The 26,021-nt window shown below is 38.0% G+C and carries 27 protein-coding genes; 18 read left to right on the forward strand and 9 right to left on the reverse strand.

Going from position 1 to position 26,021, the window contains the following annotated elements; all coding sequences use genetic code 11:
- Positions 1-111: 111 nt before the first annotated feature.
- Positions 112-711 (reverse strand): YajG family lipoprotein, encoded by a 600-nt coding sequence (locus ACPT8O_RS08075; RefSeq protein ID WP_041175298.1) that lies wholly within the window; start codon positions 709-711, stop codon positions 112-114.
- A 93-nt stretch (positions 712-804) separates the two neighbouring features.
- On the opposite strand from ACPT8O_RS08075, the gene ACPT8O_RS08080 reads away from it, so the two are divergent.
- The 12 genes from ACPT8O_RS08080 (at position 805) to mnmA (ending at position 10,611) form a co-directional block, all read left to right on the forward strand.
- Positions 805-1,116 (forward strand): BolA family protein, encoded by a 312-nt coding sequence (locus ACPT8O_RS08080; RefSeq protein ID WP_021034939.1) that lies wholly within the window; start codon positions 805-807, stop codon positions 1,114-1,116.
- Positions 1,117-1,405: 289 nt separating this feature from the next.
- Positions 1,406-2,749, forward strand: a complete 1,344-nt coding sequence (locus tag ACPT8O_RS08085; RefSeq protein ID WP_021034938.1) for a Na(+)-translocating NADH-quinone reductase subunit A — start codon at positions 1,406-1,408, stop codon at positions 2,747-2,749.
- 2 nt (positions 2,750-2,751) lie between these two features.
- The gene (locus tag ACPT8O_RS08090; protein ID WP_021034937.1) at positions 2,752-3,987 is read left to right on the forward strand and encodes an NADH:ubiquinone reductase (Na(+)-transporting) subunit B; all 1,236 of its coding nucleotides are present in this window, start codon (positions 2,752-2,754) and stop codon (positions 3,985-3,987) included.
- Positions 3,980-4,714, forward strand: a complete 735-nt coding sequence (locus ACPT8O_RS08095; RefSeq protein WP_021034936.1) for a Na(+)-translocating NADH-quinone reductase subunit C — start codon at positions 3,980-3,982, stop codon at positions 4,712-4,714. The genes ACPT8O_RS08090 and ACPT8O_RS08095 overlap by 8 nt, the downstream gene beginning before the upstream one ends.
- Entirely contained in the window at positions 4,714-5,340 is a 627-nt protein-coding gene (gene nqrD, locus ACPT8O_RS08100; protein ID WP_005648665.1) for an NADH:ubiquinone reductase (Na(+)-transporting) subunit D, read from the forward strand. Before ACPT8O_RS08095 ends, nqrD begins: the two co-directional genes overlap by 1 nt.
- 3 nt (positions 5,341-5,343) lie before the next feature.
- Complete coding sequence (nqrE, locus tag ACPT8O_RS08105) at positions 5,344-5,940, forward strand: NADH:ubiquinone reductase (Na(+)-transporting) subunit E (protein WP_041175297.1); 597 nt, start codon at positions 5,344-5,346, stop codon at positions 5,938-5,940.
- 12 nt (positions 5,941-5,952) lie between these two features.
- Complete coding sequence (nqrF, locus tag ACPT8O_RS08110; RefSeq protein WP_021034934.1) at positions 5,953-7,188, forward strand: NADH:ubiquinone reductase (Na(+)-transporting) subunit F; 1,236 nt, start codon at positions 5,953-5,955, stop codon at positions 7,186-7,188.
- A gap of 141 nt (positions 7,189-7,329) precedes the next feature.
- Complete coding sequence (locus ACPT8O_RS08115; RefSeq protein ID WP_021034933.1) at positions 7,330-8,370, forward strand: FAD:protein FMN transferase; 1,041 nt, start codon at positions 7,330-7,332, stop codon at positions 8,368-8,370.
- 2 nt (positions 8,371-8,372) lie between these two features.
- Positions 8,373-8,633, forward strand: a complete 261-nt coding sequence (nqrM, locus tag ACPT8O_RS08120; RefSeq protein ID WP_005629187.1) for a (Na+)-NQR maturation NqrM — start codon at positions 8,373-8,375, stop codon at positions 8,631-8,633.
- A gap of 64 nt (positions 8,634-8,697) precedes the next feature.
- Positions 8,698-9,114: a nucleotidyltransferase substrate binding protein gene (locus ACPT8O_RS08125; protein WP_021034932.1), complete on the forward strand. Its 417-nt coding sequence runs from the start codon at positions 8,698-8,700 to the stop codon at positions 9,112-9,114.
- Positions 9,096-9,401: a nucleotidyltransferase domain-containing protein gene (locus ACPT8O_RS08130; protein ID WP_021034931.1), complete on the forward strand. Its 306-nt coding sequence runs from the start codon at positions 9,096-9,098 to the stop codon at positions 9,399-9,401. The genes ACPT8O_RS08125 and ACPT8O_RS08130 overlap by 19 nt, the downstream gene beginning before the upstream one ends.
- A gap of 58 nt (positions 9,402-9,459) precedes the next feature.
- Positions 9,460-10,611 (forward strand): tRNA 2-thiouridine(34) synthase MnmA, encoded by a 1,152-nt coding sequence (gene mnmA, locus ACPT8O_RS08135; protein ID WP_021034930.1) that lies wholly within the window; start codon positions 9,460-9,462, stop codon positions 10,609-10,611.
- Positions 10,612-10,653: 42 nt separating this feature from the next.
- Here mnmA and pgeF read toward each other — a convergent pair whose 3' ends face one another.
- Positions 10,654-11,388 carry a peptidoglycan editing factor PgeF gene (pgeF, locus tag ACPT8O_RS08140; protein WP_021034929.1) on the reverse strand — a complete coding sequence of 245 codons (735 nt, stop codon included), beginning with the start codon at positions 11,386-11,388 and terminating at the stop codon, positions 10,654-10,656.
- 1 nt (position 11,389) lies between these two features.
- A complete protein-coding gene (gene rluD / locus ACPT8O_RS08145; RefSeq protein ID WP_021034928.1) occupies positions 11,390-12,364 on the reverse strand; it encodes a 23S rRNA pseudouridine(1911/1915/1917) synthase RluD in 975 nt (324 codons plus the stop codon).
- A gap of 107 nt (positions 12,365-12,471) precedes the next feature.
- On the opposite strand from rluD, the gene ACPT8O_RS08150 reads away from it, so the two are divergent.
- The gene (locus tag ACPT8O_RS08150) at positions 12,472-13,260 is read left to right on the forward strand and encodes an outer membrane protein assembly factor BamD (protein ID WP_021034927.1); all 789 of its coding nucleotides are present in this window, start codon (positions 12,472-12,474) and stop codon (positions 13,258-13,260) included.
- A 62-nt stretch (positions 13,261-13,322) separates the two neighbouring features.
- On the opposite strand, the gene ACPT8O_RS08155 is transcribed toward ACPT8O_RS08150, so the two are convergent.
- The 5 genes from ACPT8O_RS08155 to tal form a co-directional block, all read right to left on the reverse strand.
- Positions 13,323-13,814: a surface-adhesin protein E gene (locus ACPT8O_RS08155; protein WP_021034926.1), complete on the reverse strand. Its 492-nt coding sequence runs from the start codon at positions 13,812-13,814 to the stop codon at positions 13,323-13,325.
- Positions 13,815-13,845: 31 nt separating this feature from the next.
- Positions 13,846-14,586 (reverse strand): pyruvate formate lyase 1-activating protein, encoded by a 741-nt coding sequence (pflA, locus tag ACPT8O_RS08160; protein ID WP_021034925.1) that lies wholly within the window; start codon positions 14,584-14,586, stop codon positions 13,846-13,848.
- Between the two features lie 130 nt (positions 14,587-14,716).
- Positions 14,717-17,029, reverse strand: coding sequence for a formate C-acetyltransferase (gene pflB / locus ACPT8O_RS08165; protein WP_005653814.1), 2,313 nt, complete (start codon positions 17,027-17,029; stop codon positions 14,717-14,719).
- 37 nt (positions 17,030-17,066) lie between these two features.
- Positions 17,067-17,921, reverse strand: coding sequence for a formate transporter FocA (focA, locus tag ACPT8O_RS08170; protein WP_005653817.1), 855 nt, complete (start codon positions 17,919-17,921; stop codon positions 17,067-17,069).
- A 315-nt stretch (positions 17,922-18,236) separates the two neighbouring features.
- Entirely contained in the window at positions 18,237-19,190 is a 954-nt protein-coding gene (gene tal / locus ACPT8O_RS08175; protein WP_038440031.1) for a transaldolase, read from the reverse strand.
- 294 nt (positions 19,191-19,484) lie between these two features.
- Between tal and ACPT8O_RS08180 the strand changes: the two genes are divergently transcribed.
- The 5 genes from ACPT8O_RS08180 to oppF all read left to right on the forward strand — a co-directional run bounded on the left by ACPT8O_RS08180 (position 19,485) and on the right by oppF (position 25,032).
- Positions 19,485-21,110, forward strand: coding sequence for an ABC transporter substrate-binding protein (locus tag ACPT8O_RS08180; RefSeq protein ID WP_011272394.1), 1,626 nt, complete (start codon positions 19,485-19,487; stop codon positions 21,108-21,110).
- Positions 21,111-21,190: 80 nt separating this feature from the next.
- Positions 21,191-22,111 (forward strand): oligopeptide ABC transporter permease OppB, encoded by a 921-nt coding sequence (gene oppB / locus ACPT8O_RS08185; protein ID WP_005690699.1) that lies wholly within the window; start codon positions 21,191-21,193, stop codon positions 22,109-22,111.
- A gap of 9 nt (positions 22,112-22,120) precedes the next feature.
- Complete coding sequence (gene oppC, locus ACPT8O_RS08190) at positions 22,121-23,056, forward strand: oligopeptide ABC transporter permease OppC (protein ID WP_005661282.1); 936 nt, start codon at positions 22,121-22,123, stop codon at positions 23,054-23,056.
- 9 nt (positions 23,057-23,065) lie between these two features.
- Positions 23,066-24,037 carry an ABC transporter ATP-binding protein gene (locus tag ACPT8O_RS08195; protein WP_005647625.1) on the forward strand — a complete coding sequence of 324 codons (972 nt, stop codon included), beginning with the start codon at positions 23,066-23,068 and terminating at the stop codon, positions 24,035-24,037.
- Complete coding sequence (oppF, locus tag ACPT8O_RS08200; RefSeq protein ID WP_005657282.1) at positions 24,034-25,032, forward strand: murein tripeptide/oligopeptide ABC transporter ATP binding protein OppF; 999 nt, start codon at positions 24,034-24,036, stop codon at positions 25,030-25,032. Before ACPT8O_RS08195 ends, oppF begins: the two co-directional genes overlap by 4 nt.
- Positions 25,033-25,071: 39 nt before the next feature.
- On the opposite strand, the gene ACPT8O_RS08205 is transcribed toward oppF, so the two are convergent.
- Positions 25,072-25,938 carry a VirK/YbjX family protein gene (locus ACPT8O_RS08205; protein WP_021034921.1) on the reverse strand — a complete coding sequence of 289 codons (867 nt, stop codon included), beginning with the start codon at positions 25,936-25,938 and terminating at the stop codon, positions 25,072-25,074.
- Positions 25,939-26,021: the final 83 nt, after the last annotated feature.

The raw sequence follows: 26,021 nt of genomic DNA on the forward strand, positions 1-26,021 counted from the left end.
GATGATTAGTTTGAAATGATTTTATGTGAAGCCTAGCCTAGTATGTAGAATAAAATAGCGTGATAGAAAAAGAGGAAGATTGTTTTAATCTTCCTCACTGTAGATATGCGATTAATTAGAATATTGGTTAATCGCAACCGCAACTTCTTGATCTTGATAAATATTGTTCACAATATCATTAAAAGTTTGAGATAGCACTTTATGAATTTCATCATTGTCCGCATTAAATACGCCCTCTTGTGAGCGCGTGACATTAAATGATTTATTATACGAACCTTTCGCACCTTGTACATAAACTGTCGCTTGAATTTTGGTATTGAGTTTATAACGAAGATTACCTTGTTCTACTTGCGTACCAAATTCACGCAAATCCACAGTTACCCACGCATTTGAACCATTTAATTGCCCAATTCTAAAGCCTTTACTAATTAAATTTTGCTGCATCACTTGCTGAAATAATTGTGTAACACTTGGGGATGCATTTAATTTAATCAGTTCCCCGTGTTTCGTATAACTCGCAATCTCTTGTATTGCTCGGCTATCTTTTGTTGTAACAGATACAACGGCCGTTCGATTAACATTCATTGAAGCACTTGGCGCAGGCGGTGTAAATGCTAATATATTTGATTGTGCTTGGCAGCCTGCAAGAAATAATGTAGCCGCTAGAATACATACTGATGATAATGTTTTAATTTTGTTTACTAATGCCATAATTTCCCCATAAATCAATTAGAATTGTGCTATTCTTACAAACTTCCTTATTAATGTATAGCGTTTCATTGTAGTTTTTGTGGAGAACTTATAATGTTAATTCAACAAATTATTGAGCAAAAAATTCAAAAAGAATTTCAACCGCACTTTTTAGCAATAGAAAATGAAAGCCATTTACATCACTCTAATCGAGGTTCTGAATCACATTTTAAATGTGTTATTGTCAGCACGGTCTTTAAAAATATTCGAAAAGTACAACGTCATCAACGTATTTATCAATTATTGAACGAAGAATTAAATCATAGTATTCACGCTTTAGCATTACATTTATTCACTCCAGAAGAATGGAAAGCACAAAATGAAACTGTACCGCTCTCAACAAAATGTGCAGGTGTTGGTCGTTAATTTTGTTATAAAAATGTAACATTTTTGATATATCGCAAAAAGTTCTAACAAAAAATCCTCTGTTTGAGTAGCGAAAAACAGAGATTTTCGCTAGAATAAGGCGTTTAATTTAGTCCAAATTCGATTTCTCGGTAAAATTATTAACTGTGAAATCAATCCATTTGAGTTTTTTATTTTGTGACATTAATGTTTTTTAGCGGTTTGTCACACTCAAACGTGAGATTGCTTCTAGGGTATTTTTACTATATTAGCAATTGTATTTTTAACCTTGAAAAGTAGTGCAAATAGTATGATTACAATTAAAAAAGGCTTGGATCTCCCAATCGTGGGAAAACCAGCACAAGTAATCCATAGCGGCAACGCTGTGAATCAAGTTGCGATTCTAGGTGAGGAGTATGTGGGGATGCGTCCTTCAATGAAGGTGCGCGAAGGCGATGTTGTGAAAAAAGGTCAAGTACTTTTTGAAGACAAAAAAAATCCTGGTGTAATTTTTACAGCCCCTGCAAGCGGTACCATCACTGCAATCAATCGTGGCGAAAAACGTGTATTACAATCTGTTGTTATTAATGTAGAAGGTAATGAAAAAATCACTTTTGCAAAATATAGCACAGAACAATTGAATACACTCTCTTCTGAACAAGTGAAACAAAACTTGGTAGAATCTGGCTTATGGACAGCATTACGTACTCGTCCATTTAGTAAAGTTCCATCGATTGAAAGTGAACCATCTTCTATTTTTGTAAACGCGATGGATACCAATCCATTAGCAGCCGATCCCGCTGTCGTATTAAAAGAATATTCACAAGACTTCACTAACGGTTTAACCGTATTAAGTCGTTTATTCCCTTCAAAACCATTACACTTATGTAAAGCGAGCGATTCTAATATTCCCACTGCTGATCTTGAAAATTTACAGATTCATGATTTTACTGGTGTCCATCCAGCTGGTCTTGCAGGTACGCATATTCACTTTATTGATCCTGTTGGTATTCAAAAAACTGTATGGCATATCAATTATCAAGATGTGATCGCCGTAGGTAAATTATTTACGACAGGTGAACTTTATGCAGAACGTGTGATTTCTCTTGCAGGTCCTCAAGTGAAAGAACCTCGTTTAGTACGTACAATAATCGGTGCTAATCTTTCTCAATTAACCCAAAATGAATTAAGTGCGGGTAAAAATCGTGTAATTTCTGGCTCGGTGCTTTGTGGTCAAATAGCAAAAGATTCACATGATTATTTAGGTCGCTATGCTTTGCAAGTATCAGTAATCACTGAAGGTAATGAAAAAGAATTTTTTGGTTGGATTATGCCACAAGCCAGTAAATATTCTGTGACTCGTACCGTATTAGGCCACTTTAGTAAAAAATTATTTAATTTTACTACTTCAGAAAATGGTGGCGAACGTGCAATGGTGCCAATCGGTAGCTATGAGCGCGTAATGCCGTTGGATATTTTACCGACATTGTTATTACGTGATTTAATCGTGGGCGATACTGATGGTGCGCAAGCATTAGGTTGTCTGGAATTAGACGAAGAAGACTTGGCGTTATGCTCTTTCGTTTGCCCAGGCAAATATGAATACGGTTCAATCTTGCGTCAAGTATTAGATAAGATTGAGAAGGAAGGTTAAAAATGGGTTTGAAAAATCTTTTTGAAAAAATGGAACCCGCGTTTTTACCCGGTGGTAAATACAGCAAGCTTTATCCGATCTTTGAATCGATTTATACCTTGCTTTATACACCAGGTACGGTAACGCACAAAAACACTCACGTTCGTGATGCGTTAGATTCAAAACGTATGATGATTACGGTTTTCCTTGCTTTGTTCCCTGCTATTTTCTACGGGATGTACAATGTGGGTAACCAAGCGATCCCCGCTTTAAATCAATTAGGCAATTTAGATCAACTAATTGCTAACGATTGGCACTATGCTCTTGCTAATTCATTAGGTTTAGATTTAACTGCCAATGCAACTTGGGGCTCTAAAATGGCACTTGGAGCAATTTTCTTTTTACCAATTTACTTAGTGGTATTTACCGTTTGTACTATTTGGGAATTATTATTCTCTGTGGTTCGTGGTCACGAAGTAAATGAAGGTATGTTTGTATCAACCATTTTATTTGCATTGATCGTTCCACCAACATTGCCACTATGGCAAGCCGCATTAGGTATTACTTTTGGTATCGTTGTTGCAAAAGAAATTTTTGGTGGTGTTGGTCGTAACTTTATGAACCCTGCACTTGCGGGTCGAGCTTTCTTATTCTTCGCATATCCAGCTCAAATTTCAGGCGATACGGTTTGGACTGCCGCAGATGGTTTTTCTGGTGCAACCGCACTTTCACAGTGGTCACAAGGTGGTCAAGGTGCATTGCAACATACCGTAACAGGTGCTCCAATTACTTGGATGGATGCTTTTGTTGGCAACTTACCTGGTTCAATGGGGGAAGTTTCTACCCTTGCAATTTTAATTGGCGGTGCTGTTATTGTATTCACTCGCATTGCAGCTTGGCGCATTATTGCTGGTGTGATGATTGGTATGATTGCAACTTCAACCTTGTTTAACCTAATTGGCTCAGAGACTAACCCTATGTTCTCAATGCCTTGGCATTGGCACTTTGTTTTAGGTGGATTTGCATTGGGTATGGTATTTATGGCGACCGATCCTGTTTCAGCATCTTTTACTAATACTGGTAAATGGTGGTACGGTGCATTAATTGGTGTAATGGCTGTATTAATTCGTACTATAAACCCAGCCTATCCAGAAGGAATGATGTTAGCGATTTTATTTGCAAATTTATTTGCACCGATTTTCGACTACATCGTTGTTCAAGCAAATATCAAACGTCGGAGAGCGAGAACAAATGGCTAAGTTTAATAAAGACAGCGTAGGCGGCACAATCCTTGTTGTGCTACTACTGAGTTTAGTTTGTTCCATTATTGTTGCTGGTTCCGCAGTAATGTTAAAACCTGCACAAGAAGAACAAAAATTGCTCGATAAACAAAAAAATATTTTAAATGTAGCTGGTCTTTTACAAGCAAATACGAATGTAAAAGAAACTTATGCAAAATTTATTGAACCGCGTTTCGTTAATTTAGCAACAGGCGAATACACACAACAAGCAGATGATAGCCAACAAGCAATTCCTGCTGATGCGGATAAAGCACGTATTCGTTCTCGTAGCAAAACAACTGAAGTTTATCTTGTAAAAGATGAACAGGGTCAAACCCAACAAGTTATTTTACCAATTTATGGAACTGGCTTGTGGTCAGTGATGTATGGCTTAGTATCTGTTCAACCAGATGGTAATACTATTAATGGAATTACTTACTATCAACACGGCGAAACACCAGGATTGGGCGGAGAAATTGAAAATCCAAACTGGGCAAGTCTATTTAAAGGTAAAAAATTATTTGATGAGCAACATCAACCTGCCATTCATATTGTGAAAGGTCAAGCTCCACAAGATGAACATAGTATTGATGGTTTATCTGGTGCAACTTTAACAGGTAATGGTGTTCAAGGTACCTTTAATTATTGGTTCAGCAAAGATGGCTTTGGTCCATATCTTGAAAAACTTCATTCAGGAGCAAACTAATGTCTGGAAAAACAAGTTATAAAGATCTGTTGTTAGCGCCAATTGCTAAAAACAACCCTATTGCATTGCAAATCTTAGGGATTTGTTCTGCATTAGCTGTAACAACAAAATTAGAAACTGCTTTTGTTATGGCAATTGCAGTTACCTTAGTAACTGGATTATCAAATTTATTTGTTTCCCTAATCCGCAATTATATCCCTAACAGCATTCGTATTATTGTACAGCTCGCAATCATCGCTTCGCTTGTTATCGTAGTGGATCAAATTCTAAAAGCCTATGCTTATGGTTTATCTAAACAGCTTTCGGTATTCGTTGGTTTGATTATTACTAACTGTATCGTAATGGGACGTGCCGAAGCATTTGCGATGAAATCCCCTCCCGTTGAAAGTTTTGTAGATGGTATCGGTAATGGCTTAGGTTATGGTTCAATGTTAATTATCGTAGCATTTTTCCGTGAACTTATCGGTTCAGGTAAATTATTTGGTATGACTATTTTTGAAACTATTCAAAATGGTGGTTGGTATCAAGCAAATGGTTTATTCCTACTTGCACCAAGTGCATTCTTTATCATCGGATTTGTTATCTGGGGATTAAGAACTTGGAAACCAGAGCAACAGGAGAAGTAATCAATGGAACATTATATTAGCCTATTTGTTAAGGCAGTCTTCATTGAAAATATGGCACTTTCTTTCTTCTTGGGGATGTGTACTTTCTTAGCAGTATCTAAAAAAGTATCAACTGCGTTTGGTCTTGGAATTGCGGTAACTTTCGTTCTTGGTATTGCAGTGCCAGTAAACCAATTAATTTACACAAATGTACTAAAAGAAAATGCTTTAATTGAAGGTGTAGATTTATCATTCTTAAACTTTATCACTTTCATTGGGGTTATTGCAGGTTTAGTACAAATACTCGAAATGGTATTAGATAAATTTATGCCGTCACTTTATAACGCATTAGGGATTTTCTTACCTTTAATCGCAGTAAACTGTGCAATCTTTGGTGGCGTATCTTTCATGGTTCAACGTGATTACAATTTCCCTGAATCTATCGTGTACGGTTTCGGCTCAGGTTTAGGTTGGATGTTAGCGATTGTTGCGCTTGCTGGCTTAACGGAAAAAATGAAATACGCTGATATTCCTGCCGGATTAAAAGGTTTAGGTATTACCTTTATCTCTGTTGGTTTAATGGCACTAGGCTTTATGTCTTTCTCTGGTATTCAATTATAAGGAGTGTAATCAATGAGCGATTCAGTAATTCTTGCACTCGGTATTGCCGCATTCACGGTTATTGTATTAGTGTTAGTGGCGATCATCTTATTTGCGAAATCAAAATTAGTCGATTCTGGCGATATCACTATCGGTATCAATGACGATCCTGAAAAAGCGATCACATTACCTGCAGGTGGTAAATTATTAGGTGCTTTAGCAAGTAAAGGTATTTTCGTATCTTCTGCTTGTGGCGGTGGTGGCTCTTGTGGTCAATGTATTGTTAAAGTGAAAAATGGTGGTGGAGAAATTCTTCCCACAGAACTTTCTCACATTAACAAACGTGAAGCAAAAGAAGGTTATCGTTTAGCTTGCCAAGTTAATGTAAAAGGTAATATGGACGTTGAACTTCCAGAAGAAATCTTCGGCGTGAAAAAATGGGAATGTACCGTTATTTCTAATGATAACAAAGCAACCTTTATTAAAGAGCTTAAATTAGCTATTCCTGAAGGCGAGGAAGTACCTTTCCGCGCAGGTGGCTATATCCAAATCGAAGCTGATCCACATGTGGTAAACTATAAAGATTTCGATATTCCTGAAGAATACCACGAAGACTGGGATAAATACGATTTATGGCGTTATGTCTCTAAAGTGGACGAGCATATTATTCGAGCTTACTCAATGGCTTCATACCCAGAAGAGAAAGGCATCATTATGCTTAACGTACGTATTGCAACACCTCCTCCGCGCCAACCTGATGCGCCTCCTGGTCAAATGTCTTCTTACATTTGGTCGTTAAAAGCAGGAGATAAAGTCACTATTTCAGGTCCATTTGGGGAATTCTTTGCGAAAGAAACCGATGCAGAAATGGTATTTATCGGTGGTGGTGCAGGTATGGCTCCAATGCGTTCGCATATCTTCGACCAATTAAAACGTTTACATTCTAAACGTAAAATGTCGTTCTGGTATGGCGCACGTTCTAAACGTGAAATCTTCTATCAAGAAGATTTTGACCAATTACAAGCTGAAAATGATAATTTCGTATGGCATGTTGCATTATCAGATGCGCTACCTGAAGATAATTGGACTGGCTACACAGGCTTTATTCACAATGTACTTTATGAAAACTACTTGAAAAATCATGAAGCACCAGAAGACTGTGAATACTATATGTGTGGGCCTCCAGTGATGAATGCAGCTGTAATTAAAATGTTGAAAGATCTTGGTGTTGAAGATGAAAACATTTTATTAGATGACTTTGGTGGCTGATTTTAGTTAATCAATTCATCATAAAAACTGACCGCACTTGTGATAAGTGCGGTCAAAATTTAAGATGTTTTTAGAAATTTTCTATGATTACAGGTAAGTTTTGTTGAGTTTGCCAGTAATTCACAAATTTAGGAAATCCAGATGAAAAAATTAATAAGCGGTATTATGGCTGTAGCAATGGCATTAAGTCTTGCAGCTTGTCAAAAAGAAACAAAAGTTATCTCTTTAAGCGGTAAAACAATGGGGACAACTTATCATGTTAAATACCTTGATGATGGTTCAATAAAAGCAACATCTGAAAAGACGCATGAAGAAATTGAAGCAATCTTAAAAGATGTGAACGCTAAAATGTCCACTTATAAAAAAGATTCGGAACTGAGTCGTTTCAATCAAAATACCCAAGTGAATACACCGATTGATATTTCAGCAGATTTTGCCAAAGTATTAGCTGAAGCAATTCGTTTAAATAAAGTAACTGAAGGCGCATTAGATGTAACTGTTGGCCCAGTTGTGAATTTATGGGGATTTGGTCCTGAAAAACGCCCAGAAAAACAACCTACACCAGAACAATTAGCTGAACGTCAAGCTTGGGTTGGCATTGATAAAATTACCCTAGATACTAACAAAGAAAAAGCTACATTAAGTAAAGCTCTTCCTCAAGTTTATGTTGATTTATCATCGATTGCTAAAGGCTTTGGCGTTGATCAGGTCGCTGAAAAGTTAGAACAATTAAATGCTCAGAATTACATGGTTGAAATCGGCGGTGAAATTCGCGCGAAAGGAAAAAATATTGAAGGCAAACCTTGGCAGATCGCAATTGAAAAACCAATTACAACAGGCGAAAGAGCGGTTGAAGCTGTTATTGGATTAGACAATATGGGAATGGCAAGTTCTGGCGATTACCGTATTTACTTTGAAGAAAATGGTAAACGCTTTGCGCACGAAATTGATCCGAAAACTGGTTACCCAATTCAACATCATTTAGCCTCAATTACGGTACTTGCACCAACTTCAATGACTGCAGATGGTCTATCAACAGGGTTATTTGTGCTAGGTGAAGACAAGGCCTTAGAAGTGGCAGAGAAAAATAATCTTGCCGTCTACTTAATCATTAAAACAGATAATGGTTTTGTCACAAAATCATCCTCTGCGTTCAAAAAATTAACAGAAACAAAAGAATAGTTATGCAAACTTTATTTTTTACTTTAATCGCTTTCGTCGCAATTATATTGTTGATGTCTATCGGATTTATTATCAAAAAACAAAGTTTAAAAGGCAGCTGCGGTGGTTTATCTACCCTTGGTATTGCCAAAGCTTGCGATTGTGATAAACCGTGTGACACGCTTCAATCAAAATTAGATGCAGGCGATGAACAAGCGAAAGCTGAATATGAGCAAAAATTCGCGAAAAAAGATGATGATTCGCAATTTTATGAAGTGAAATAACTTGCTCAAAACTGACCGCTCTTTTGATGATAGGGCGTTATTAACGCCCTCTTGAGGATGAACTATGCGATCAAATAATCGTTGGCTACAACGTTTTCAAAATTATCAACGCTCTCTTTTTCATTTAAAAAATGAAGTTACTCAATATGGAAATACCAATATTGATGTGATTAAAAAAGGTATTATTCAAAGTTTTGAAATCACTCACGAATTGTCGTGGAAATTGATGCAAGATATTCTTCGAGAAGAAGGAGAATCTGAGCTTTATGGTTCAAAATCAGTAACTCGTTTAGCTTTTAACCGTGGACTAATTAATCAGGGAGAAATTTGGTTAGAAATGATCAAAAGCCGTAATCTAACAGTCCATACTTATGATCAGCAAATGATTAATGAAGAATTTGATAAAATTATTCATCTATATTTACCTGCATTTACTAGTTTTGAGCAAAAAGTGAGTATGATATGCAGCAATTTGGATTAAGTGATAAACAGCAGATAATTATAAAAAATATTTTAGCTCACTACCCAGAGGTTGAGCTTGCGATTATTTATGGCTCTCGTACTCAAAACACTTTTAGAGAGGGCTCTGATATTGATTTAACACTGAAAGGTAAACATTTAACCCAAGATATTTTAGGAAAAATTTGGCTTGAACTTGATGATTCCGATTTACCCTATTTATTTGATTTATCAATTTATCAGAATTTGACTCACGCTCAATTGGTTGAAAATATAGAACAAACTGGCAAGGTTTTTTATCAACGATAATCAACCATCTTAACGACTAACCAATGTGCTTCGCCTTAACCGAAGTTACGGGAGAACTATGTTAATTTCAAATACTTATAATCAACACTTTCCTCAACTGACGCAAGAACAGCTTGCGAGAAATGCAACAAAAAAAGTCATTTGTGGTATGTCTGGCGGAGTGGATTCTTCTGTGTCAGCTTTTATTCTTCAACAGCAAGGCTATCAGGTGGAAGGCCTGTTTATGAAAAACTGGGAAGAAGATGATGATACGGATTACTGTACTGCTGCAGCTGATCTTGCAGATGCTCAAGCAGTATGTGATAAATTGGGTATCAAACTACATAAAATTAATTTTGCTGCAGAATATTGGGATAATGTCTTTGAGCATTTTCTAACTGAATATAAAGCAGGGCGCACGCCGAACCCAGATATTTTGTGTAATAAAGAAATTAAATTTAAAGCATTTTTAGAATATGCAGCTGAAGATCTTGGTGCCCATTACATTGCAACAGGGCATTATGTACGTAGAGCTGGTGATGATGAAAATGCAAAATTATTACGTGGTTTAGATGCTAATAAAGATCAAAGTTATTTTCTTTATACCTTAAGCCATAAACAAGTAGGACAAAGTTTATTCCCTGTTGGTGAAATTGAGAAGCCCATTGTTCGCTCTATTGCTGAAGATCTTGGTTTAATTACAGCGAAGAAAAAAGACTCTACCGGTATTTGTTTTATTGGAGAGCGTAAATTTAAGGATTTCTTAGCCCGTTACTTGCCGGCTCAACCAGGTAATATTCGCACTGTAGATGACGAAATTATTGGTCGTCATGATGGTTTGATGTATCACACGTTGGGACAGCGTAAAGGATTAGGTATCGGTGGTTTAAAAAATGCAGGAGATGAAGCTTGGTATGTAGTAGATAAGGATGTAGAAAATAATGAACTTATTGTTGCGCAAGGTCATGATCATCCTCGTTTATTTTCAAAAGGTTTGATTGCCAGCCAATTACATTGGGTTGATCGCCAACCAATTCGAGAGTTATTACGTTGCACGGTAAAAACACGCTATCGCCAACAAGATATTTCTTGTGTGATTGAACCGATTGATGATGAAACTATTCGAGTGATTTTCGATGAACCTCAATCAGCAGTAACACCAGGACAATCTGCCGTATTTTACCTTGGTGAAGTTTGTTTGGGCGGTGGTATTATCGAAAAAAGAATATAAAACAAAGATACTAAAAGCGCATTTTATGCGCTTTTAAACTATTTATTCAAACCAAATGACACTTGCCATTCGTCCCGTTTGATTATCCCTGCGATAAGAAAAGAACTTTTCTTTTTCGTTAAATGTACAGTGATTTCCACCATAAATTTGCGTAATGCCGAGATTATTTAATCGCTGAGTTGCGATTTGATAAAGATTACCTAGGTATTTACCATCTTCTATTACATCAGGTTGAAAGGCGAGTTTGGCTTTTTCATCTACCGCAACAAATTGTTTTACAACATCAATTCCAACTTGAAATGCTGTTGGGCCAATTGCAGGGCCAAACCACGCGATAATATCTTCAGGTTTGGTCTGAAAGCATCTGACAGTTTTTTCCAATACGCCATCACATAAACCACGCCAGCCAGCATGTGCAGCAGCCACTTCATTTCCAGATGTTGTAGAAAATAAAACAGGCAAACAGTCTGCAGTCATAACAACGCAAACTTGATTGGGAACATTTGTATAAACTGCATCCGCTTCGAGATTTTGTCCTGAATAAGGTAATTGAAGCACTCGAGTACTGTGTGTTTGCGTTAAAAATATAGGTGTTTGTGGCAAGCAAAATTTTTCAACTAATAAAGTGCGGTTAGTTTTTACCGCACTTTTGTTATCACCCACATGATCGCCTAAGTTGAAACTAAAATAAGGCTCTAAGCTCACGCCCCCTTCACGAGTAGTGGTAAAGGCATGAATATTCTTTGGAACGCTCCAATTTGGGTTAATCACTTGCATATTAATAATCTAACTCATCTTGATGTTCGAGGTAGTCAGCTTTGAGTGCATTAAGCAATTCAACGAAATCATCAGGCAGTGGCGCATACCATTCCATCATCTCCCCTGTAATTGGATGGGATAAACGTAACATAACTGCATGTAAAGCTTGGCGTTTGAAATTACGCAATACTTCCATAAAGTCTTCACTTGCATTCTTGGGTGGACGAGGGCGTCCGCCATAGGTTTGATCGCCTAGTAATGGATGGGCAATATGTGCCATATGAACACGGATTTGATGTGTACGACCCGTTTCCAAACGTAAACGTAAACGGGTGTAGTTACGGTAATTCTCCATAATACGATAATGGGTCACAGCTGGTTTTCCCATTGGATGAACCGCCATTAAAGTACGTTTGGTTGCATGACGAGCCATAGGTTGATCTACTGTGCCGCCTTTAGTCATAATGCCTGAAGCGACCGCTTCATATTCACGCGTAATTTTGCGTTTTTGTAAGTCTCGTACTAACTTAGTTTGTGCTGGAATAGTTTTCGCAACAACCATTAGGCCTGTCGTATCTTTATCTAATCGATGCACAATTCCTGCTCTAGGTACTTCCGCAATCGGCGGATAATGATAGAGTAGTGCATTGAGCACAGTTCCATTGGGATTGCCAGCACCAGGGTGTACGACAAGATCTTTGGGTTTGTTAATCACAATAATATCGTCATCTTCATACACGATATTCAATGGAATATTTTCTGGTTCAAAACGTGTATCATCTTCCACTTCAACAATAATCTCTATTCTCTCTCCTCCGAGCACTTTCTCACGCGGAATATTGGCAATGCGATCATTAAGGTTTACAAGATCGGCTTCAATCCACGTTTTTAATCGGGAGCGAGAATATTCAGGGAACAACTCTGCAAGTGTTTGGTCTAAACGCTGTCCGATTTGTTCTGGCTGCACTTCAGCCGAAAGGGTAATTTGTGGCATAAATAGCTCTCAAAAATTTTAAAAGTTGGCTTATTGATTAATGTTCTATACAATAGCGGACAATTGTATCTTATTTATTGGTTTTCGTAAAAATTAAGGAAAAAACAATGCGTAAAATAAAATCTTTGGCATTGCTTGCCGTGGCAGCATTGGTTGTTGGATGTTCAAGTGGTTCAAAAGATGTTGAACAAGCATCGGTAAATGAATTATACACAAAAGGTACAACATCATTACAAGAAGGTAGCTATTCTGAAGCCATTCGCTATTTAAAAGCAACGACTGAACGTTTTCCAGGTAGCATTTATCAAGAACAAGCAATGTTAGATTTAATTTATGCAAACTATAAAGCACAAGATTATACGCAAGTATTATTGACGGTAGATAGCTTTTTACATCAATTTCCACAAAGCCCAAATCAAGCCTATGCGGTATATATGGCTGGCTTAACTAATGCAGCAACAGGCGATAATGTTATCCAAGATTTTTTTGGAATTGACCGTGCAACACGTGAAACAACCTCTATGCGTACCGCTTTTTCTAATTTCCAAAACTTAGTTCGTGCATTCCCTAATAGCCCTTACTCACAAGATGCTTTAGCTCGTATGGCTTATATTAAAGATGCACTAGCTCGTCACGAATTAGATATTGCAAAATTCTATACAAAACGTAAAGCTTGGGTAGCAGTTGCAAATCGTGTGGTAGGAATGTTAAAACAATATCCTGATACTAAAGCAACTTATGAAGGATTATTTCTAATGCAGGAGGCTTATGAAAAAATGGGTTTAACCGAATTAGCAAATGATACTCAAAAAATTATTGATGCGAATAAAGATAAAACTTTTGCACCAATTGAAAAACCAAACGAACCAGACTTAAAAGTGCCAGCAGTTAAATAACAATAACTGCAGAAAAATCAAATACTCTCTGCACCCTAAAAGTTGAATAAAATTTAAACTAATTAAGGTGCAGATTTTTTATCAACTGAAAATACTTTGCCATAATTAGCACAAATAATCTGAGCAGCATTATAAAGCGTTGTATCAGGTGTTAAACTTAACGTATGTTTCTTTTGCTTTTTAGGTGCAGCACGTAAACCCTGTCCCCAAAACTCATCATAGAAATCAGTTCGCACTTGAGTTAAATGATAATTTGCACAATTTAAAATCTTATACTGACGAACAGAACGTGCATAACGTTTAGGCTCAGGATAAACATACAATCCCTTATCTAAATTCACCACTGCATCAAAATGCACAATTTGTGGCTCTTGGTTATCCACCCAAATAGATTCACTATCGATGTAATAATTTGCATTCTTCACTAAACGTACATATCCGCTTCGCACATCAGTCGGCACTGTCAGCTTCACATCATTTTGTTCAGCCTTTTGAGTTTGAGCAGAACAGGCGGTAAGCAACCCAAGTGATAATGTTAAAATAATTTTTTTCATTATTTACTCCTTATGTTAGCTAGCATTTATTCTAGAATTTTACAGTGTGTCCATAACCTTCTAGGATTATTTTAATATGCTCTAACGATTCTTTGGTTGGCGGTAATACATCTTCAAGCTCATAATCTAACCCAAGGGTTTTCCATTTATGTGCACCTAATCGATGATAAGGAAGAAGTTCAACTTTTTCAATATTGGTCATACCTTCAATAAACTGACCTAATAAATGCACATCGTGATCGCTATCAGTATAACCAGGAACCACAACATAACGAATCCAGGTATGTTGATTACGTTTTTGCAAATATTTTGCAAATTCAAGGGTACGTTTATTTGGCACCCCAATAAGATTTTGATGAACTTGATCATTAAGTTCTTTTAAATCGAGTAAAACAAGATCTGTTACATCTAATAATTCATCAATAATATGATCATAATGACGTACAAAACCATTTGTATCTAAGCAAGTATTAATCCCTTCCTCTTTACAAGCACGGAACCAATCGCGTACAAACTCTGCTTGTAACACAGCCTCGCCACCAGATGCTGTGACACCACCGCCAGTAGCATTCATAAAATGGCGATAAGTCACGACTTCTTTCATTAAATCTTCGACACTGATTTCTTTACCACCTTCAAGATCCCAAGTATCACGATTGTGGCAATATTTGCAGCGCATCAAGCAGCCTTGCATAAATAAAATAAAACGAATACCTGGCCCATCTACAGTGCCACAGGATTCAAAAGAGTGAATTCGTCCAAGAACTGACATACATAAATTTCCTAAAATTAGATATAGCTAAATTTTACCAAATATTTAGTCTATAAAAAATGAGCCTGATTTAAATCAGGCTCATACATATTATATTCCCGCTAAAGTGCGGTCAAAAATAAAAATGTTTTTACATTGACTCTGTGAAAGTTCTAGTAATTACGTCTTGTTGTTGCTCTTTAGTTAAAGAGTTAAAACGTACTGCGTAACCAGATACACGGATAGTCAATTGTGGATATTTATCCGGATTTTCCATTGCATCTAACAACATTTCACGGTTTAACACGTTCACATTTAAGTGTTGGCCACCTTCAACCGTTGCTTCGTGGTGGAAGTAACCATCCATTAAGCCAGCAAGGTTGCGACGTTGTGCTTCGGCATCTTTACCTAACGCATTTGGTACGATTGAGAAGGTATAAGAAATACCATCTTTCGCATAAGCAAATGGAAGTTTAGCTACAGAAGTTAATGATGCTACCGCACCTTTTTGGTCACGACCGTGCATTGGGTTCGCACCTGGTCCGAATGGTGCACCAGCACGACGGCCATCTGGGGTGTTGCCCGTTTTCTTACCATAAACTACGTTAGAAGTAATGGTTAATACAGATTGTGTAGGCACTGCATTGCGGTAAGTTTTAAGTTTTTGAATTTTCTTCATGAAACGTTCAACTAAGTCACAAGCGATGTCATCAACACGGTTATCGTTATTACCATATTGTGGATATTCACCTTCAATTTCAAAGTCGATTGCTACGTTAGTTGCAACAACATTGCCATCTTTATCTTTGATGTCGCCACGAACTGGTTTAACTTTTGCATATTTGATTGCTGAAAGTGAGTCAGCCGCAACAGAAAGACCTGCGATACCACAAGCCATGGTACGGTATACATCACGATCATGTAATGCCATTAATGCGGCTTCGTATGAATATTTATCGTGCATATAGTGGATTACGTTTAAGGCCGTCACATATTGTTTTGCCAACCAATCCATAAAGCTGTCCATACGAGTCATTACTGTATCAAAATCTAATACTTCATCAGTAATTGGTGCAGTTTTCGGACCTACTTGCATACCTAATTTTTCATCAATACCGCCGTTGATTGCGTATAACAATGTTTTCGCTAAGTTTGCACGTGCACCGAAGAATTGCATTTGTTTACCCACAATCATTGGTGATACACAACATGCGATTGCGTAGTCATCATTGTTGAAGTCTGGACGCATTAAATCATCGTTTTCGTATTGAACTGATGAGGTATCAATCGATACTTTTGCACAGAAACGTTTGAAGTTTTCAGGTAATTGTTCAGACCAAAGAATGGTTAAGTTTGGTTCTGGAGAAGTACCCATGTTGTAAAGAGTGTGTAAAATACGGAATGTATTTTTGGTTACTAATGTACGACCATCTAAACCCATACCTGCGATGGTTTCAGTTGCCCACATTGGGTCACCAGAGAATAATTGATCGTATTCAGGTGTACGTAAGAAACGAACCATACGAAGTTTCATAACTAAGTGGTCAACTAATTCTTGCGCTTCAGTTTCAGTAATTTTCCCTGCTTTTAAATCACGTTCGATGTACACGTCAATAAAGGTTGCAGTACGACCGAATGACATTGCAGCACCATTTTGTGATTTTATTGCAGCAAGATAAGCAAAGTACATCCATTGAATGGCTTCTTGAGCATTAGTTGCTGGGTTAGAAATATCATAACCATAGCTTGCTGCCATTTGTTTTAATTGACCTAATGCACGGTGTTGTTCTGCGATTTCTTCACGTAAACGAATTGTTGCTTCAAGATTTACGCCATCTTCTAAATCTTTTTGTAAAGAAGAGAATTGTGCGTATTTATCTTTCATTAAGAAATCTACACCATAAAGTGCTACACGACGGTAGTCACCGATGATACGACCACGACCATAAGCATCTGGAAGACCAGTTAATACCCCAGATTTACGGCAACGTAAAATATCTGGCGTATAAACATCGAATACACCTTGGTTATGTGTTTTACGGTATTCAGTGAAGATTTTTTTCACTTTTGGATCAAGTTCACGACCATAAACTTTACAAGAACCTTCCACCATTTTGATACCACCGAATGGCATAATGGCACGTTTTAAAGGTTCATCAGTTTGAAGACCAACGATTTTTTCTAAATCTTTGTTAATGTAACCGGGTGCGTGAGAGATAATGGTAGATGGTGTATGTTCATCAAAATCTAATGGCGCGTGAGTACGGTTTTCAATTTTAATTCCTTCCATTACAGATTCCCAAAGCTTTGTTGTTGCTTCGGTTGGACCTGCTAAGAAAGAGTCATCGCCTTCATAAGGGGTATAGTTTTTTTGGATAAAGTCACGTACATTGACATTTTCTTGCCAATCGCCACCAGCAAAACCAGCCCACGCCAATTTTTGCATTTCATTAAGTTCTGACATAGTCATTTCCTTTGTTAATTAATAAATAAGTAAGTCTTTAATGCGTTTTGGTTAAATAACGTTGGAATACACCAATACAAATTGCCCCGCCGACAATATTTCCCAACGTTACAGGGATTAAATTCTTCACGATGAAATGGTACAAATCTAAATCTGCGTATTTCATCGGATCAACGCCGATTTGTTGCCAAAATTCAGGTGTACTAAAATGTGCGGTAATAATTCCCATCGGAATCATAAACATATTAGCCACACAGTGTTCAAATCCTGATGCAACAAACAAACCAATCGGCATAATCATAATAAATGCTTTGTCTGTAACAGTCTTACCAGAATAAGACATCCAAACCGCCACACACACCATAATGTTACATAAAATACCTAGGTTAAAAGCTTCAAACCAAGTGTGATGAATTTTATGTTGGGCGGTTGCAAGAATTGTTAAACCCCATTGGCCATTTGCTGCCATTGTTTGTCCACTAAACCAAATAACAGCCGCAATAAATAAACTACCAACGAAGTTGCCCAAATATACTACGATCCAATTTCGAATCATTTGTGTCGTGGTGATTCTACCGCCCACTCTGGCGACTAAAGTTAAAGTAGAAGAAGTGAATAATTCAGATCCTAAAATCACCACCATAATTACGCCCAAGGAGAATACTAACCCACCCACTAACTTGGTTAATCCCCAAGGTGCGCCTGCACTAGCAGTTTGTGTTGTCGTGTAAAATACAAAGGCCAAGGCAATACAAGCACCGGCACTAATACCGGACATAAACGATAAAAATGGACGTTTATTTGCTTTATAAGTTGCTGTATTTTCTGCATAATCCGTTGCTTCAACAGGTGTGAGCGCAACAGAAGATAGTTTTTGATTTTCTGATGCCATAATCAAACTCCAACTATTGACATTGAAAAAGTTGATGAAAATTTAATACTTTTAACAAGTTTACGACTACAAATACTTCTATAATTGGTGCTATTTTACTCTCCTCCCCTTTCATTGCAAAGAAAAGCAAAAATTATTTCAACAAACTTTGATATTTTGCAAGGTTTGTTCAATTAAACAAAAAACAAACTAAATTTTTACCGCACTTTTATATCTTAATAAATAAAAAAATCTGCACTCAAATTAGTTAAATATTTTCTTTAACTAATTCAAGAGCAGATTGAAGTGCGGTTATTTTTTATATTGAATTATAGATTAAAGTTTTGCTGAAAGCATGGTTTCCAATTTTTCTTGGTCAATAGCAAATTTACGAATACCCTCTGCTAATTTTTCAACAGCCATAGCATCGCTGTTATGTTGCCAGTAGAACTCAGCTTCTGTTAATGGTTGTGGTTTCGCTTTTACTTCGCCTTTATATTCTAGTTTGCGTACAAGTGCGGTTGAATTTTCTTGTAATTCTTTCAGTAATGCTGGTGCAATGGTTAAACGATCGCAACCTGCAAGTTCAGTAATTTCGCCTACATTACGGAAACTTGCGCCCATCACAACTGTGTTGTAGCCATATTCTTTGTAGTAATTGTAGATTTTGGTGACCGAAATAACGCCTGGATCTTCTGCTGGCGCATATTCTTTTTTGTCGGAGTTTGCTTTGTACCAGTCTAAAATACGACCTACAAATGGAGAAATTAAGTAAACGCCAGCTTCTGCACAAGCACGAGCTTGCGCTTCGGAGAATAATAAGGTTAAGTTACAGTTAATGCCTTCTTTTTCAAGGATTTCTGCAGCTCGGATACCTTGCCATGTCGAAGCGATTTTAATCAAAATACGATCATTTGAGATGCCTGCTGCATTATAAAGTACGATTAATTTACGCGCTTTTTCAACCGTTGCTTGGGTATCGTAAGAAAGGCGAGCATCCACTTCAGTAGAAATACGTCCTGGAACAATTTTTAAAATTTCTAAGCCGATGTTTACCGCTAATTTATCTTCTGCATCAATAAGTTGCTGTGCTTTATCATTGCTTTGAGCTTTTGCATAAGCTACCGCTTCATCAATTAATGGCGCATATTGTGGAAGTGCAGATGCGCTTAGAATTAATGATGGGTTTGTTGTTGCATCTTGTGGTTGGTATTTTTTGATTGCATCAATATCGCCAGTATCAGCTACGACGACGGTCATATTACGCAGTGAATCTAACTGTGTTGTCATTGTATTCTCCTTGAATGGACTTGTTTAAATCTAATCAGGTTACGATAGCACAATTAGCATTAAAAGGGTAATTTATGTAGGAAAATATTTACAATAGGAAAAATCAATACATCCTAGATTCCCCCCTCTCATATCATTACTTTTAGCAATTTTTTTAGCGATTTATTAGACACAACTCACAAAACTCAATTTTTCTTCAAATAATTTCCTGACAAATCTTTACAAAAATGAATTTTTGAGCTAATAAGTAGAAGACTTTTTATAAAAATATCGCCTAATAACAAGGAGGTTCAAATGCAACACAAACTACTCTTCTCTGCAATCGCTCTTGCTCTTTCCTATTCTGTGCAAGCAGTTATAGTGCCTGAAGGAACACAATTAGATGAAAAACAACATATCGTCATCAATAACGGGGCTGAACCGCAAAGTTTTGACCCACACAAAACCGAAGGTGTGCCAGAATCTAACGTTGCTTATCAATTACTTGAAGGCTTAGTCACCTCAGACTCTGAAGGTAAACTTCAACCGGGTGCGGCTGAAAGCTGGGAAAATACACCTGACTTCAAAACCTGGACATTCCATTTACGTAAAGATGCTAAATGGTCAAACGGAGATCCTGTTACTGCACACGATTTCGTGTTTGCGTGGCGTCGTTTAGTGGATCCTGCAACTGCTGCACCTTATGCGAGTTACTTAAGTTATTTACAAGTTGAAAATGCGCAAGACATTATTGACGGTAAGAAAAAACCGGCTGAATTAGGCGTGGAAGCAAAAGATGATTACACCTTTGTGGTTCATGCAACCAATCCTGTGCCTTATGCAGTCAGTTTAACGACTCACCAATCCTTATTGCCATTACCACAAAAAGTAGTCGAAAAATTGGGTGATGCATGGGTGAAAAAAGAAAACTACGTGGGTAACGGTGCGTATAAGCTGGCTAACCACATCATTAACGAAAAAATCGAATTTGAACGTAACCCACTTTATTGGAACGATAAAGAAACCGTAATCAATAGTGCGACATTCCTCGCCATTGAAAACCCAAGTACCGATGTAGCACGTTATCGTGCGGGCGATTTAGACATGACCAGTTATGGTTTACCGCCAGAACAATTCGCTAAATTAAAAAAAGAATTGCTAGGCGAAGTATACGTTACTCGTACCCTAGGAACTTATTCTTATGAATTAAACAATAAGAAAGCACCTTTTGATAACGTGAATATTCGTAAAGCCTTGAACTTATCCCTTGATCGTAATGTGATCACCGATAAAGTATTGGGCCAAGGTCAAACACCAACCTATGTGTTTACCCCAACTTACATCGAAGAAGGTCATCTCATTCAACAACCTGCTTATTCAAAAGAACCGATGGCACAACGTAATGAAGAAGCCATTAAACTCTTAGAAGAAGCTGGTTACAGTAAAGCGAATCCGTTGAAATTCAGCATTCTTTATAATACCAATGAAAACCACAAAAAAGTGGCTATTGCTGCAGCTTCTATGTGGAAAGCTAACACCAAAGGTTTGATTGATGTGAAATTAGAAAACCAAGAGTGGAAAACTTACATTGATAGCCGTCGTGCAGGTCGTTACGATGTGGCGCGTGCTGGATGGCATGCGGATTACAACCAAGCAACAACATTCGGCAACTATTTCTTATCTAATTCTAGTAACAATACCGCGAAATATGCGAATCCAGAATATGATAAAGCGATGGCAGAATCTTACGCAGCAACTGATGCAGAAGGTCGTGCAAAAGCTTATGCGAAAGCCGAAGAAATTCTTGGAAAAGATTACGGTATCGTACCAATCTTTAACTATGTGAATCCACGCTTAGTGAAACCTTACGTAAAAGGTTATTCAGGCAAAGATCCACAAGATCATATTTACTTACGCAATCTTTATATTATTAAACATTAATTCGTTGCTCGTATTTAAGTGCGGTTAAAAATCGTCGTATTTTTTGACCGCACTTTTCGCCCATTTTGGTTGGAGTTGTTATGCTCAAGTTTATTTTTAAACGGCTGTTGGAAGCCTTACCGACGCTGTTTATTTTGATTACTTTTTCTTTCTTTTTGATGCGTCTTGCCCCTGGCAGCCCCTTCACTTCTGAACGCGCTTATCCGCCAGAAGTCATGGCTAATATCGAAGCGAAGTATCATTTAAATGAACCATTATATAAACAATATTTCCTTTATTTAGAAAATCTTTCCAAAGGAGATTTTGGTCCCTCTTTTAAATATAAAGACCAATCAGTCAATGATTTAATCGCGTCAGCTTTCCCTGTTTCCATAAAATTGGGAATGGTGGCCTTCGCCTTTGCAGTCGTGCTAGGAGTAACAGCAGGTACGCTCGCCGCTCTCAATCAAAATAGCCGTTGGGATTATATTTTGATGAGTTTCTCGATGCTTGGGGTCATTATGCCAAGCTTCGTATTTGCACCTGTTTTAGTGCTAATTTTCGCCATTTATCTAGGATGGCTGCCAGCTGGCGGTTGGAACGGCGGTACCGCCATGTACATGATCTTACCTGTAGCCTCCTTAACTATCGCTTATGTTGCAGGGATTGCGCGTATCATGCGTGGTTCGATGATTGAAGTGTTACATTCCAACTTTATTCGAACCGCCAAAGCTAAAGGACTTTCCATGTCGAGAATCATTTTAAAACATGCTTTGCGTCCCGCACTTTTACCCGTGATAACCTATTTAGGACCTGCTTTCGTAGGGATTATTACTGGCTCAATGGTCATCGAAAGCGTATTTGGTTTACCTGGCATGGGGTTATTATTTGTAAACGGCGCATTGAACCGCGATTACTCTTTAGTTTTGAGCCTCACCATTTTAGTGGGGGCATTAACCATTTTATTTAATGCGATTGTGGATATTTTATACGCCATCATCGATCCAAAAATTCGTTATTAAGGATAAGTTATGACAGATTATCGTACTCAGCCGATTAATCAGAAAAATGCGGATTTTGTGGAACAAGTGGCTGACCGTATTGAAGAAATGCAACTGGAAGGCCGCAGCCTATGGCAAGATGCGAAACGCCGTTTTTTCCGCAACAAAGCGGCCGTTGTCAGTCTGATTATTTTGGCGTTTATTATTATATTTATCACCGTAGCGCCTTGGTTCTTCCCATTTACCTATGAAGATACCGATTGGAATATGATGAGCGCCGCACCAACAATGGAAGGCTATCACTTCTTCGGTACCGATGCCTCAGGTCGAGACTTGTTGGTACGTACTGCTATCGGTGGACGTATTTCATTATTGGTCGGTATTGCTGGTGCTTTCATTTCCGTGACTATCGGCACAATTTATGGGGCTATTTCCGGTTATGTAGGCGGTAAAACAGATATGCTGATGATGCGCTTTTTGGAAATTCTTAGCTCATTTCCATTTATGTTTTTCGTGATTTTGTTGGTGACCCTTTTTGGCCAAAACATTTTCTTAATTTTTATCGCTATCGGGGCCATTGCCTGGCTTGGTCTTGCACGTATTGTACGCGGACAAACCCTCAGCCTAAAAAATAAAGAATTCGTCGAAGCCGCCATCGTTTGTGGCGTACCTCGTCGCCAAATCATTTTGAAACACATTATTCCGAATGTATTAGGCTTAGTGGCAGTTTATGCCTCGCTTGAAGTGCCTGGGCTCATTCTATTTGAATCATTCTTAAGCTTCTTAGGATTAGGTACACAAGAGCCGATGAGTAGTTGGGGCGCACTCTTAAGTGATGGTGCTGCACAAATGGAAGTGTCGCCTTGGTTATTAATTTTCCCGGCATTTTTCCTTTGCCTTACCCTATTTTGTTTTAACTTTATCGGTGACGGGTTGCGTGATGCGCTCGATCCGAAAGATAGATAGGAGCGAATAATGAATCCTTTATTAGATGTAAAAAATCTCTACGTTCGCTTCAAAACACCAGATGGCGTCGTTACAGCAGTGAATGACTTAAACTTCACGCTGAATGCAGGAAGCACGCTGGGCATTGTAGGCGAAAGTGGATCAGGCAAGTCACAAACAGCCTTTGCTTTAATGGGTTTATTGGCAGCCAACGGTGAAGTGGAAGGCTCTGCCATTTTTGAAGGGAAAGAATTAGTTAATTTACCGAATGCTGAATTGAATAAAATCCGCGCCGAGCAAATTTCCATGATTTTCCAAGATCCAATGACGTCACTCAACCCATACATGAAAATCGGTGAACAACTCATGGAAGTGCTGCAATTGCACAAGGGCTATGATAAACAAACTGCCTTTGCCGAATCCGTGAAAATGTTAGACGCAGTTAAAATGCCAGAAGCTAAAAAACGCATGGGCATGTATCCGCACGAGTTTTCTGGCGGTATGCGTCAACGGGTGATGATTGCGATGGCCCTATTATGCCGTCCCAAACTACTCATTGCAGATGAACCAACAACCGCTTTGGATGTGACCGTTCAAGCACAAATCATGACCTTGTTAAATGAGTTAAAACACGAATTTAATACTGCGATTATTATGATTACCCATGATCTTGGGGTAGTGGCTGGTATCTGCGATCAAGTCATGGTGATGTATGCTGGACGAACCATGGAATACGGCACAGCGGAACAAATTTTCTATCATCCAACCCATCCCTATTCCATAGGCTTAATGGATGCGATTCCTCGCTTAGACGGCAATGAAGAACACTTGGTCACCATTCCTGGCAATCCACCGAATTTATTGCATTTGCCAAAAGGTTGTCCATTCTCACCTCGTTGCCAATTTGCTACCGAACAATGCCAAATTGCGCCAAAACTGACTACATTTAATCACGGTCAATTACGTAATTGTTGGTTATCAGCGGAGAAATTTAACCTATGACAGTCTCAAACAACAAAGAATTACTCCTTGAAGTCAATCACTTAGGCGTCAGTTTTAAAATTAAAAATGATAAATCCCTTTTCTTCGCCAAACCGCAAACCTTAAAAGCGGTGAAGGATGTGTCTTTTAAACTTTACGCAGGTGAAACTCTCGGCGTAGTAGGTGAATCTGGTTGTGGTAAATCCACACTTGCACGCGCTATTATCGGTTTAGTCGAAGCGAGTGAAGGGGAAATCTTGTGGCTTGGTAAACATTTACGAAAACAATCAGCGAAACAATGGAAAGAAACGCGTAAAGATATTCAAATGATTTTCCAAGATCCGCTCGCCTCTCTCAATCCGCGAATGAATATTGGCGAAATCATTGCTGAGCCATTAAAGATCTACCAACCGCACTTAAGTGCCGCCGAAGTGAAAGAAAAAGTGCAAGCTATGATGTTGAAAGTTGGGCTTTTACCGAACTTGATTAACCGCTACCCACATGAATTTTCTGGTGGTCAATGTCAGCGTATCGGTATTGCTCGTGCGTTAATCATTGAGCCCAAAATGATCATTTGTGATGAGCCCGTTTCAGCGTTAGATGTGTCGATTCAGGCTCAAGTGGTGAATTTATTGAAATCCCTGCAAAAAGAAATGGGGCTTTCCTTAATTTTTATCGCCCATGATTTAGCGGTGGTAAAACATATTTCTGACCGCGTATTAGTGATGTATTTAGGCAATGCAATGGAATTAGGCAGCGATGTGGAAGTATATAACGATACCAAACATCCTTATACCAAAGCCTTAATGTCTGCTGTTCCGATCCCCGATCCAAAATTGGAACGCAATAAATCCATCGAATTACTTGAAGGTGATTTGCCTTCGCCAATTAATCCACCGTCTGGTTGCGTATTTCGTACTCGCTGTCTAAAGGCTGATGAGAATTGTGCGAAACAAAAACCACCTTTCACCAGCCAAAACAACAGCCATTTTGTGGCTTGCTTGAAAGTCTTATAAAACAAAAAGTGCGGTTAAAATTCACCGCACTTTTTACTTTTACAATCCTAACTTTTCTTCAATTACCTTAGCCAAATCATCTAGCATCGCATAACGTTTACGATACATGGAACGTTTTTTACTTGGAATATCATCCAGATTTCTATCCATTTCTAAAGGCAATTCCCAGTAATCTTTTAATTCTCCGCCTGATTCGCCAAAAATTGCATCATAGTCCACTGTGTATTGTTTACTTTGAATGAAGCGAGATTTATTTTGGTATTTTTGCGGAATGCCAAGCAATTTATCGTAGTCTAGTATTTTTGTGAGTGATTTCATGGTTTCAACCATTAAATAGGCAGGGCGTAAACCGTGGCATAATTTGGTTAGTTGTTTCACCATTTCCTTTGAGCCTTCAAAATTTGGCCCTTGTACAACAGCAATAAGCAACGCATCGCCTAATTTGGCAAAAGTAAGCAAATAAACTAATTCATTTCTTGGTTTATGCCATAGCTCCAATACCCAATACCCCTCCATCGGTTGATGGGTTGTCATGCTTAATGTCATTTCAAAATCAGGAATGACTTCGCCAAAACTTAGAGGTTTTTCCCATAACGGCGTAGAAAGTGCGGTAAGTTTTTCGGGTAAAAATAAAAGATTCTCACAAACGGCATGAAAACGTTGTGATGCGTTAAAACGCTTATCTAAAAAACGACAAGCAACAGGATAACTATAATCCAAGTGCGTATTAAAAATATCGACGAGAAAAGGATGTTGATTGATAAATTGTTCAAAGCGACGAATTGAACCACGATTTAAAAAGCTACGTAAGTTATAACGCCAATGTTTTGGTGCATCAAAACGCCCTGGTCGATATGGATAAATATCCTTAGATTGAGGCCATTGGTAAGTTGTTTTTGTTGTCATCTGGATTGCCATTAATTGATTATAATTTCAGAGAGAATTTTGACATAATTTCAGGAAATTTTCCATTTATGCTATTCTAAACA

Source organism: Haemophilus sp. HN_Hi08 (assembly GCF_049824455.1).
In the GTDB taxonomy this organism is placed as follows: domain Bacteria; phylum Pseudomonadota; class Gammaproteobacteria; order Enterobacterales; family Pasteurellaceae; genus Haemophilus; species Haemophilus influenzae_D.